This window comes from Parvimonas oralis (genome assembly GCF_047608425.1).
Lineage (GTDB): Bacteria > Bacillota > Clostridia > Tissierellales > Peptoniphilaceae > Parvimonas.
In genome coordinates, this window is sequence record NZ_JBLKRS010000005.1 from 110,529 (window position 1) to 122,645 (window position 12,117).

Below are 12,117 nucleotides of genomic sequence, written 5' to 3' on the forward strand. Positions count from 1 at the left end.
CAGACCTACTTTTTGTTGTTTAAGAATAAACAACAAAAGTTAGGGCTAGATTCATTTCGCTCGAAATGACGTGTCGGCATAGTTTTACTATGACGAGAAATATTTTATTTTAAATAATTTTTTATTATCTTTTGAAGTTTATTTACCATTCACGTCTAGCTCTAAAATGAGTACACTCCCTTATACGTCATCTCGACCGAAACGAAGTGGAGTGGAGAGATCTCACACTTTTGTTGAAAACAAAAGTGAATGTATCGAAGATACATAAATCTAAAAACTTTCAATTTTTCATAAAAAAAGAATGTCTATATTTCTATAAACATTCTTGTTTTCAAATTTAAAAACTATTTAGCGTAGTCAACAACTCTTGTTTCCCTAATTAAATTAACTTTAATTGTTCCGGGATACTCAAGTTCTTCTTGTATTTTCTTAATAATTTCTTTTGAAGTTAATAACATCTTATCTTCGTCAATAACTTCCGGTTTAACCAATACTCTTATTTCACGTCCTGCTTGAATTGCAAAAGATTTTTCAATTCCGTCAAATGAATTTGCAATTGCTTCAAGATTTTCCAAACGCTTAATATAATTTTCAACAGACTCACGTCTTGCGCCGGGTTTTGCGGCTGAAATAGCATCTCCTGCTTGCACCAAAAGTGCTTCAACAGTTGAAGGTTCAACATCATTATGATGTGCTTCAATACAATGGATAACTTCACGTTTTTCTTTATATTTTTTAGCCATTTGAACACCTAATTCAACGTGATTTCCTTCCATTTCGTGATCTATAGCCTTGCCTATATCGTGTAATAGACCACCTCTTTTGGCAATTTTAACATCAGCTCCAATATCAGCAGCTAACATTCCTGCCATATGTGCAACTTCTATAGAATGTTTCAAAACATTTTGTCCATAAGAAGTTCTGTACTTTAGTCTTCCTAAAAGTTTTACAAGTTCAGGATGTAATCCGTGAATATTAGTTTGATCACAGGCATCTTCTCCTGCAATTCTAATACTGTTTTCAACTTCCTGTCTTGATTTTTCAATCATTTCTTCAATTCTTGTAGGGTGGATTCTTCCATCATTAATCAATTTTTCAAGAGCAAGTCTTGCTATCTCTCTTCTAACCGGATCAAAAGAAGATAAAACAACTGCTTCCGGAGTATCGTCTATAATTAAATCTACTCCTGTTAAACTTTCAAATGTTCTAATATTTCTTCCTTCCCTACCTATAATTCTACCCTTCATTTCATCATTAGGTAAAGTTACAACACTAACTGTAGATTCTGCAACATGATCTGCCGCATATCTTTGAATAGCCGTTCCAATAATATATCTGGCATTTTTTTCTGCATTATCTCTAGCATTTTGTTCAATTTCTCTAATGATATTTGCAGCATCTTTTATACTTTCTTGTCTAACTTCTTCAAGTATAATTTCTTTAGCTTCTTCAGATGATATATTGGCAACTCTTTCAAGTTCTTCTTTTTGTTTTTCAACTAATTTTTCAATTTCAGATTCTTTAACTTCTAAAGCCTTTAATTCTTTATTTAGACGTTCATTTTTCTTATCTAAATTTTCGTTTTTCTTGTCTAAATTTTCTTCTTTAGTAATTAAACGACGTTCCAATTTTTGAATTTCGTTTCTTCTCTCTCTGTTTTCCTTATCGCTTTCTTGTTTAATTCTATGTGCTTCTTCTTTAGCTTCAACTAATTTTTCTTTTTTCTTAGTTTCAGCTTCTTTAATAGCATCTTCAACAATTTTTTTAGCGTGGTTTTCGGCGCCATTTATTAGTTTTTCTGAAGAAAATCTTCTAAAAGCATAACCAATAATAGTTCCAACAATTAAAAAAACAGGAAATAATATAAATTCCCTTGGCATTAGTCTTACACACCTCCTTGTATTAAATTTTCAAGTTACAATTATCAAATCATTATTCCTTAAAATTAAATGTGACTTCTCACATCTACTATTTTACAACTTTTTTAGTGTTTTGTCAATTTAAAAAATTATATAAAAAATGTAATAATTATATATAAAACAATAATATACCTATCAAAAAATGGCGGTATAATCCGCCATTAATCTTTCTTTTTATTTAATAATTTTGTTCTAAATTCTTCCAATTCCTTTATAGTATTTAGGTTTTCAAACATATTTCTTTCGTCAAAAAATTTCCAATCTTTATATTCCAAAAATTTAAAATTGTTATCTTCAATAAATCTAACAAATTTTCGATTATCTTTGATTAACTCTTTTCTTAAATCTTCTTTCAAAGAATTTTTATAAATTGCATTCATAGGTAAAATTTTTCCATCTTCAGAAAGACAAACAATACCGTCAAAATTTACATCAAGTTTTGAAATCAAAAATCTAATAAATTTTTCATCCATATTCGGCATATCACATGCAGTCAGAAAAGAAAAATAACTATTAGAATAGCAAAGCCCACTATGAAGTCCTGCCATAGGTCCTTTTTTGTAAAAGATATCCCTTACAACTCTAACTTTTAAATCTCTATAATGCTCCTTATTATTTGAAACGACAACTATATCCTCAAAGATATTTTTTAAAACTTCTATTGAATTGTGTACTAAATACTTTTCTTCAAGCTCTATATATTCTTTCGGAAAAGTCATTCTTCTGGAGTTTCCACCTGCAAGTATAATACAATTTATCATTATTCTACCACCAAATCAGCAAAATCTGCATCGCAAAAGTCTGCAAATTCAATAGGATTTACTATAATTGAATTTCTAACCTTACCGGCACTTACAAGAAATTTATCCATATTTTTTGCAGTCTCATCAAAAACCGTCTTAAATTTTGTCTTCATTCCAACAGGACTGCAACCACCATGAACATAACCTGTTAAAGGTTCTAAGTCTTTTTGTAAAATCATTCTAATACTTTTTAATTTAAAATGTTTACTAGCTTTTTTTAAGTCCAAATGAGAATCTATAGGAATAACACAGACATAATGATTTTTATCACTTCCTTCTAGTACAAGTGTTTTAAAACAAATATTTCTGTCTATTCCAATATCTTCAAATTCTTTGTCTTCTTCTCTAACTACAAATTCATATTTTATTTTTTTACTGTCTAAAATTCTACATACATTTGTCTTACTTATCTTTTTCATCTTTATCCAAAAAAGTCTTTAAATGTTGAACCAGCATCTTTATCGCAGGAGCATTTTCTCCTCCTCGAGGAATTATTATATCCGCGTGTTTTTTACTTGGCTCAATAAATTCCTCATGCATTGGTTTAACTGTAGTTTGATATTGAGTTAAAACGCTTTCAAGACTTCTTCCTCTCTTTTTTGTATCTCTTAAAATTCTTCTAATCAGTCTTTCATCTGCATCTGCATCTACATAAACCTTTAAATCCATAAGCTCTCTAAGTTTTGGGTCTTCCAAAATTAAAATCCCTTCAATTATTATTACAGGTTTTGGATAAACTCTCATAGTTTCTTTGCTTCTAGTATGCAATGTATAGTCATAAATCGGTAAATCTACTGCTTTACCTGATTTTAAAATCTTTATATCCTCAATAAGTTTAGAAGTTTCAAAAGACTTTGGATGGTCATAGTTTAACTTTGCCCTTTCTTCTAAAGTCTTGTCATCATTTGACCAATAATAAAAATCATGACTAATCATAACTATTTCATCTTTAAATTGTTCTTTTAATTTTTCAACAATAGTGGTCTTGCCGGAAGCAGAGCCTCCGGCAATCCCTACAACATAAATATCTTCTTTTTTCATCAAAAACTCCTATAAAGCAATTACTCTGTGGTAGATTTTTTTACCTTTTTTTATAACAATTTCTTCTAAATTTAAAGAAACTTTTAAATTTGTATCGGTAATTTTTTCTCCATTTAAAGAAATTCCGCCTTGTTCTATAAGTCTTCTGGCTTCTCCATTAGACTTTGAAAGTCCACAAGTTCTAATTAAATCCAAAATTCCTATTTCTTCATTTTCAAAATCTGATTTTTTAATTTCAGTTGAAGGCATATTTTCATCTAAAAGTTCTCCACTGAATAATGCTCTGGCAGTTTCTAAAGCCTTTTGTGCCTTTTCTTCACCGTGAATAATCTTTGTTACTTCAAAAGCTAAAATTTCCTTTGCTTCATTAATTCTTTCATCTTTATATTGTCCCAATTCTCTACATTTTTCTGTAGGTAGGAAAGTTAGCATCAGTAAGAATTTTTCAACATCTCTATCATCTACATTTCTCATATATTGGAAAAGCTCATAAGGAGATGTTTTTTCTTCATCCAACCAAACTGCACCTTTTTGAGATTTACCCATTTTTACTCCGTCAGCAGTTGTTAAAAGTTTAAAAGTCATAGCATAAACTTTATCTTGTTCAAGCTTTCTTACTAAATCATATCCCCCAAGGATATTGCTCCATTGGTCAGAACCGCCTAATTGCAATTTACAACCATGTTTTCTATATAGGTATAAGAAATCATAACTTTGCATTAACATATATGAAAATTCAAAGAATGTAAGACCTTTTTCCATTCTGTTCTTATATGCATCACAAGTAAGCATCTTATTTACACTAAAATGCACTCCTACTTCTTTCATAAATTTTATAAAATTTAAGTCTAAAAGCCAATCTTTATTATTTTCTATAATTGCATTTCCATCTGAAAAATCAATAAATCTTGAAAGTTGTTCAAAAAATCTTTGTGCATTATGATTGATTTGTTCTTCAGTCATTACCATTCTCATATCACTTCTTCCTGAAGGATCTCCAATCATTGTAGTTCCTCCACCTAAAAGTGCAATTGGAATATGACCATAATTTTGCATTCTCTTCATAACCATAATTTGAATAAAATGACCAATAGTTAAACTATCTGCTGTTGCATCAAAACCGATATAGAATTTTACTCTTTCCTTGGATAATAACTCTTTTAATTCATCTTCATAAGTAGCTTGTTCAAAATATCCTCTATCGACAAGCTCTTCAAAAACATTCTTGTATTCCATAAAAACCTCCTATAAAAAAAGACCTACAACTCTGAAAGGACGACTTATCGTGGTACCACCTTTCTTCGCATAGGCCTCATAATGTTTAAGCACAATCACTTTTGAACTCCTGTGTTGTATGCACAATCAACGCTCAGTATTAAATATTGAGATAATTATATAAAAAAAAGTCAAAAATGTCAACTACATTTCAATCTTTTTAACTCTTTCATCATCAAAAATTAAATCTTCCAAATGTTCTCTTTCAAAATCCACAGGAACAACTGTATAAAATCTAACTATTACAGATCTGCTCTTCTTTACAATCTCTACATTTTGAACTTCAAGTTTAAATCTTTCCAAATAATTTCTAATCTCTCTAATCGTATTAAAACTGTCCTCCAAACTTACCTCAAATGTTATAGTCAAATGGTCTTTGTTTAAAAATGCATCTTTATACATTAAAATTTGAACAATTACAATTAAAAGTGTCCCGCAAATTGCAACTGCATAAAGTCCCGCTCCCATAGCAAGCCCGATGCCGGCAGTAGCCCAAATTCCGGCAGCAGTTGTAAGACCGTTTACTGAATTATTTTTTATAAAAATAAGACCCGTGCCTAAAAAACCGATTCCTGAAACAACTTGAGATGCAATACGTGCAGCATCATACTTATCACTATCAAAAAATCCATATTTAGAAATAATCATCATAAGTGCAGAAGCCAGTGCAACTATCGAGTGAGTTCTGATACCCGCTTCCTTATTTCTACTTTTTCTTTCAAAACCTATTATGGCTCCCATTACAGTTGCAAGAACCATCTTTATCAAAAATTCAAAATTTTGAAAAATTAAATCCATATATATATCCATATAATACTCCCAATTCTATTTAAAAATTACTAATCTTTTTTTACTAATTTAATTATATGTAATACTAAAAAAGTCAAATAATTCTCTTTTCAATATAAAAATAATATACTATTATTGTATAATTATATCATATTTTCATAAAAATTATTAGTCTTTCATTTATTATTTTTTATGATATAATTAGTTTGCAATACAAAAGCACTAAATATAATATTGGATGTATTCAATAATATAAAAAAGTTTATAAAAAAATTTTTTATATTCACTTTAGTTACTTTAATTTTTTGCTCATGTTCAGCAAAAGGAGTAAAAATAGAACAGCTAAACGAAAAATATTTCATCACAAAAGAAAAATTTTTTGTTATTAAAGAAAAAAAGAATACTGAAAATACTTCAGATTCAAAAAAATATTACTTAGTTTTGTATGAAAAATTAAAATCAGGCAATGCTCTGGATATATGGTATATGAAAATGTAAAAATATCTAAAAAAGATGTAAAAGAATTTATTACAGCTGATAATTTAGAATTAGATTTAGAGATAATAAATGACAAAACAATAAAAGATACAAAAAACAATCTTGAATATAAAGAATCCGAGAAAAAAGATATAGAGTCTAATCTGGAATTAATTAAATAAAAATTACAGACAATAAATAAATTAAAGCTCATCTAATTTTACTTAGATGAGCTTTTGTATACTTCCGGAGTCTGTGTCAAAATAGGATATATTACTTATCTTGCAATCATATCTTTTGATATATCCACACTTCTAATATTAGTTCTAGTAATTGTTCTTGTTGTAAAACCCCAAATATTACTGTACCAATTTTTCTTTTCTTTATCATAGATAAAATGAAATCCAACCGTGAATTCTTCAGGTGTTATTGATGTTAATTGTGGTGGTTTGCTATTTTGAGGATATGTTGTCTCTTGAACCAATAAATGTCCACCTATATACATTTCATAAGTATCCCCATATTCTCTTATTTCAAATGAATTAAGGTCGAATTCCATTGAAGGATAACCTCCAACATATTCTCTGCCGTTGTTTATTAATGATTCAACTCTTTTTGCTTCAATTCTTAAAGATGGGTCTATCATTGTTGTCAATAAACTCGCATCTTTTTTTCCTCTTGATTGAACATCCTCTCTTAACAACTCTATAGTTCTTGCAATAGCAACTTCCAATAATCTTTTATCAGTAAGAGATGTACTAACATTTATCTTTTTTTCTCCTTGGTAAGTAACTCCATCAGAAATTGTATATCCCCAAGGCATTTTTGTTACAACTTTTAAAATATCACCTTGTTTTATATTTGTTCCGGATAATTTATTAAATTCTTTTACAGTTAATTCTGTATTTTTATCATTTACAAACAAGATACTGTTTTCATCTCTTGTTAAAATTTTAAAAGAACTTTCATTTGAATTTGTATCAAGTTTTTCAACTTCATTTGCAAGTTGGTATTCAGTTCCCGCTCCATAAGAAACAGTTTTAATATCTGATTTTTCATCATAGAAAAGAGTAATATCTTCTTTTAATTTTATATTATTATCATAATAAAAAATTGTATATTTTCCAGGAAATAACTCATATTCTTTATCTGAAACAGCCTCTTCCTTACCATTTAATAAAATTGTAGTTTGTACTTCATCATTCTTTTCAACTTTCAATTTTATTGGATCTAAATGAATTTTATAATCATCAAAAAATCCTAATATTTTTCCACTTTTTTGAAGTCTAATCGGTCTGTCACTCTTATAGTTTGGATTCTTTTTCAAATTTTCAGCATCTTCTTTAAGCCATTTTTCAATAGTCTTAAATTTAGTTTCATCTTCTTCAAAAGTTGAAATAAGATATTCTGCTTGATTTTTATCAATTCCTTTTCCATTGAAAACTATATTTGTAGTATAAAATCCAATTTTTTTTGATTCCACACCTGATAAAATAGTCGGAAGTTTTACATCTATAGAATGATATGCCTTAAGTCCAAAAAATCCGACAATTGAAATTGCCAAAAGTATGGTAAATGAAAAAAGCATTTTTAAAGTTTTTGGAATTTTCGGCATTTCATATTTATTTACTTCTTTTTTGTCCTTTTCTTCCTTTGACCTTACAGTTTCTTTAGGCTTTTCAGCTTCTTTTGGTTTAATTTCCTTTTGTTCTACAGTTTCTTTAGGCTCTTCAAAATCTTTTATTTCAATATTTTCTGACGAAGACTCAACAACTTTTTCATTTACAGTTTTTTCTTTTTCTTCACTCTTAACAGTTTCTACAACTTCAGATTGTTTTTCTTTATGTTTTTCCTTATTTTTATTTTTAGAGGCTTTGCTCCCCCTACGACGTCTTTCGTGTAGGGGAACAACATTGCCGTAAATAAGCTGAAGTCTTTGTGTTTCTGTTAAAATTTCATCTTCTTCGTTATTTTCTTCTTTATTCTTTTTTACATTTTCATTTTTTGATTCTTCTTTTAGTTTTTCTTCATCAGTTGAAAATGTATGGTCTTCCACTTCTGAATTTATAAGATTTGATTTAAAATCTAAATCATCAATTTCATTCTCTTCTTTCTTCGTTTCGAGAACAACTTCTTCAGAAATTTCTTTTTCGGAATAATCTTCTCTCCATTGAGAATAGTCGGATAAAATAGATTTATCAAATCCTCCCTCTGAAAAATTTGAAGAATTTTTTTCAATTTTATTCTTTTTTTTGTTTTTCTTAGACACGAAAAAAACCCTCCTTAAATCTTTCCTACGCTTCTAATTCTTTTTCTAATTCGTCAACTAAACCTTTGAAAACATCTAGAGCCTTATTAATTGAATTTTTATCTTCCATATCAATTCCTGCCGCTCTTAATTGTTCTATTGGTTGATGTCTACATCCATCCTTTAAGAAGTTTCTATAATTCTTTAATGCTTCTTTATCTCCCTTAACAACTCTGCTTGACAAGAAACTTGCTGCACAGAAACTTGTTGCATATTTATATACATAAAAATTAGTGTAGAAATGAGGAATTCTTGCCCATAAGTAATTAGCTAATTCACTCTTTTCAACATGTTCTCCATAATATTTGTCGTTTAATTCACCCATAATTCTTGTGAAATCATCAGCAGTTAAGGCATTACCTGCTTCAACTTCTAGATGAGTATTTTTTTCAAACTCGCCAAACATTGTTTGTCTAAATACTGTTCCGATAAACATATTGATATAATAGTTTAAAATATAAATCTTTTCGTGTTTATCTTTAACATTTTTCAACATATAGTCTAATAGAGTTAATTCATTGAAAGTTGATGCAACTTCTGCAACGAAAATCTTATATTGTGCATATAGATAGTCATTATTTGATTTTGAATAATAACTATGCATTGAATGTCCAAATTCATGAGCTAATGTAAACATACTGTCTAATGTATCTGTATAATTCATTAGTATATATGGATCTGTATCAAAACTTCCCCAAGAATAAGCCCCACCAGCTTTTCCTTCTCTTGGATAAACATCAACCCAACGATCGTCAAAACCTCTATTCAAAACTTCAATATAGTCTTCTCCTAATGGTTTTAGTCCTTCAGTTATCAATTCTCTTGCTTTTTCATAAGGATATTTTTGGTCAAATTCTTTTTCTAAATTTACAGAAACATCCCACATATATTGTTTGTCTTTCTTTAAAGCTTTCTTTCTTAAACCATAATATTTATGAAGAGAAGGTAGATATTCTTCAATACTTTCTATCAAAGAATCATAAACTGTTTCAGGAACACAATCTTGGAATAATTCCATATATCTGGCTGAAGGATAGTTTTTAACCTTTGCAAGTATTGTTAAATTTTTAATTGCACTATATAGTGTTGTAGCATAAGTATTCTTGAAATTTGAAATAGTTCCATACATTTTATCAAATGCTTCTTTTCTTACTTCTTCATTTTCATCTAAAAGGAAAGCATTGTAATTTGCAGGAGTTAGTTTTTCACCATCTTTGCTTTCAATTTTTCCATAATCCATATCAGCAAAACTTAACATATAGAATGAGTTTTGACCTGTTCCCATCATTTCACTACAATTTGCAAGAAGTTTTTCTTCGTCTGCACTTAAAGTATGAGGTTTAAATCTTAAAATATTTTCAAAATGTACTCTATACTTTTCATTATCTCCCTCTTTGTAAAAGTTTTCCAATTCTTCATCTGATAAACTCATTAAGAAAGGATCAAAAAATGCCATAGCAGAACCTAATCTTGTGCCTAATGAATTTACTTCTAAAGCTAATTTTTGAGATTCAGGAACTCTACTGTCTTCATCTCTTTTCATATATGAATAAGTATATAATTTTTCCATAAGTCTATTTGCTTTTTCAGATAATTCCATAATATTTTTTAAATTTTTAACTGATTTTTCTTCCTTTGTAAGTTTTTCAACAAATTCATCACAAAGTTTTATCTCTGCTTTTGCTTCATCTACATTTTTGTAGATTTTTTCTAACGACCAATTATATTTTTCCATCATAACCTCCAAATAAAAACTAAATTTTCACAAATTAATTTTACCATTTTTTTCAATTTTTATCAATATATATGATAATTATTTACAAATATATATATTTTAATTATATATAATTTTTTATTGAAAACATTTTTATTATTATTTTAACTTTTTAGCACTCAAATTTCTTAACTACAAAAAAAAGTTGAGAAGTTTAAACTTCTCAACCTTAATTTTTTGACCTAAAAATTATTGATCTTTTCTTCTCTTTGTAAGAATCACTCCAGCAAAACTACTAATTACTAGCATTGTAAATCCAGTTCCAGAAATAGACATTTTTGGTAATTTTCCATTTTCGTCTTTTTTTGTAATTGTATTTGTTACTTCTACAGTTTTTTCTTTATCTGTAGATTTAAGTGTTACTTTTCCATCTGCTACTGAGTAAGTTGTTTTGCATCCTTTTGCATCTGTTTCTTCTACTTTATATTCTCCAAAGTATAGTCCTTTTAATTCTCTACTTTCTCCAGGTGACAATTTGAAAGTTTCTTCATATCCATTTGGTCCTGTTACTTTGAATTCAAATTTAATAGATTTTGATGTATTTCTAGTTCCTGATGCTATTAGGTTTTTCTTTACTGTTAGCTTACCTAAGTTTTCTTCTCCGCTTACTGCCTTATTCTTTATTGTGGCAACTCCGTTTTTTACTTCGGTACTTTCTACTATAGTCCAGTTTCCATTATTTACATCATCTGCATTCTTGAAACTTTCTTTTACAATGAAAGTATAGTCCTTTCCATTGTTATCTTTTGTCTTTAAGTTTTCCCATTTTGCAGTTGTTGTTGTTCCGTCTATTACTTTTACTTCTGCTTCAGGTACTTTCTCTTCTTCTCCTCCTGCTACTTTTCTGTAAAGAGTTAAGTTTATTTCAGGTCTCTTCAGCTTTCCTTCTTCCGGTCCGTCCCATTCTTTTGTTACTTCTACTTTCCCGTCTGTAGGTTGCTTGTATGTGTTTGTTACTTTTAATCCTTCTATACTCTTTTCGTAGTTTTCAGGTACTTGTTCTTCCTTAACGTAGTATTCATATTCATTTCCCTTTGGATCATGTTTTGCAAGATTTGTAAAAGTCTTCTTTAATCCTTCTCCACTTGCATTTTCTGCTACTACAAACTCATCGACTTTTTCATCTATTTTGTCTGCACCTTCTACATTATTTCTTCTCCAAAGTTCTATTGTTGTACTTGGTTTAGGTCCATTTACCCAAACTTTTTCTACTGTCTTTTCTACTACTGTTCCTTCTCCACCGCTTGTGTTTGTTACTTCTACTGTTTTTTCCTTGTCTGTAGATTTAAGTGTAACTTTTCCTTCTGCTACTGAGTAGCTTGCTGTGTATCCTTTTGTATCTGTTTCTTCTACTTTATATTCTCCAAAGTATAGTTCTTTTAATTCTTTACTTTCTCCAGGTGATAATTTGAAAGTTTCTTCATATCCATTAGGTCCTGTTACCTTGAATTCAAATTTTACAGGTTCTAATCCCCTTGCTTTTCTTACATTTGCCCCTGATGCTATTAGGTTTTTCTTTACTGTTAGCTTACCTAAGTTTTCTTCTCCGCTTACTGCTTTATTCTTTATTTTAGCAACTCCGTTTTTTACTTCGGTACTTTCTACTATAGTCCAGTTTCCATTATTTACATCATCTGCATTCTTGAAACTTTCTTTTACAATGAAAGTATAGTCCTTTCCATTGTTATCTTTTGTCTTTAAGTTTTCCCATTTTGCAGTTGTTGTTGTTCC

10 protein-coding genes are annotated in these 12,117 nt (G+C 29.0%); 1 reads left to right on the forward strand and 9 read right to left on the reverse strand.

Going from position 1 to position 12,117, the window contains the following annotated elements:
- Nucleotides 1-344: 344 nt before the first annotated feature.
- From rny to ACMX2D_RS06390, 6 genes are all read right to left on the reverse strand, one after another.
- A complete protein-coding gene (gene rny, locus ACMX2D_RS06365) occupies nt 345-1,880 on the reverse strand; it encodes a ribonuclease Y (protein WP_414973189.1) in 1,536 nt (511 codons plus the stop codon).
- A 200-nt stretch (nt 1,881-2,080) separates the two neighbouring features.
- Nucleotides 2,081-2,680, reverse strand: a complete 600-nt coding sequence (locus tag ACMX2D_RS06370) for a molybdenum cofactor guanylyltransferase (protein ID WP_414971131.1) — start codon at nt 2,678-2,680, stop codon at nt 2,081-2,083.
- Nucleotides 2,680-3,141, reverse strand: coding sequence for an aminoacyl-tRNA deacylase (locus ACMX2D_RS06375; RefSeq protein WP_414971130.1), 462 nt, complete (start codon nt 3,139-3,141; stop codon nt 2,680-2,682). The genes ACMX2D_RS06370 and ACMX2D_RS06375 overlap by 1 nt, the downstream gene beginning before the upstream one ends.
- Nucleotides 3,125-3,763, reverse strand: a complete 639-nt coding sequence (gene udk, locus ACMX2D_RS06380; protein ID WP_009449027.1) for a uridine kinase — start codon at nt 3,761-3,763, stop codon at nt 3,125-3,127. Before udk ends, ACMX2D_RS06375 begins: the two co-directional genes overlap by 17 nt.
- A 9-nt stretch (nt 3,764-3,772) precedes the next feature.
- Nucleotides 3,773-4,999 carry a tyrosine--tRNA ligase gene (gene tyrS / locus ACMX2D_RS06385; protein ID WP_414973190.1) on the reverse strand — a complete coding sequence of 409 codons (1,227 nt, stop codon included), beginning with the start codon at nt 4,997-4,999 and terminating at the stop codon, nt 3,773-3,775.
- Between the two features lie 183 nt (nt 5,000-5,182).
- Nucleotides 5,183-5,848: an MgtC/SapB family protein gene (locus ACMX2D_RS06390; RefSeq protein WP_414971128.1), complete on the reverse strand. Its 666-nt coding sequence runs from the start codon at nt 5,846-5,848 to the stop codon at nt 5,183-5,185.
- Between the two features lie 458 nt (nt 5,849-6,306).
- On the opposite strand from ACMX2D_RS06390, the gene ACMX2D_RS06395 reads away from it, so the two are divergent.
- Nucleotides 6,307-6,486 (forward strand): hypothetical protein, encoded by a 180-nt coding sequence (locus ACMX2D_RS06395; protein ID WP_414973191.1) that lies wholly within the window; start codon nt 6,307-6,309, stop codon nt 6,484-6,486.
- A 95-nt stretch (nt 6,487-6,581) separates the two neighbouring features.
- Here the strand turns inward: ACMX2D_RS06395 and ACMX2D_RS06400 are convergent, their stop codons facing one another.
- From ACMX2D_RS06400 to ACMX2D_RS06410, 3 genes are all read right to left on the reverse strand, one after another.
- Nucleotides 6,582-8,573 (reverse strand): zinc ribbon domain-containing protein, encoded by a 1,992-nt coding sequence (locus tag ACMX2D_RS06400; RefSeq protein ID WP_414973193.1) that lies wholly within the window; start codon nt 8,571-8,573, stop codon nt 6,582-6,584.
- A 25-nt stretch (nt 8,574-8,598) separates the two neighbouring features.
- Nucleotides 8,599-10,347, reverse strand: a complete 1,749-nt coding sequence (gene pepF / locus ACMX2D_RS06405; RefSeq protein WP_414973194.1) for an oligoendopeptidase F — start codon at nt 10,345-10,347, stop codon at nt 8,599-8,601.
- Between the two features lie 228 nt (nt 10,348-10,575).
- Nucleotides 10,576-12,117 (reverse strand): Cna B-type domain-containing protein (locus ACMX2D_RS06410; protein ID WP_414973195.1); only part of this gene is annotated, 1,542 nt, incomplete at its 5' end.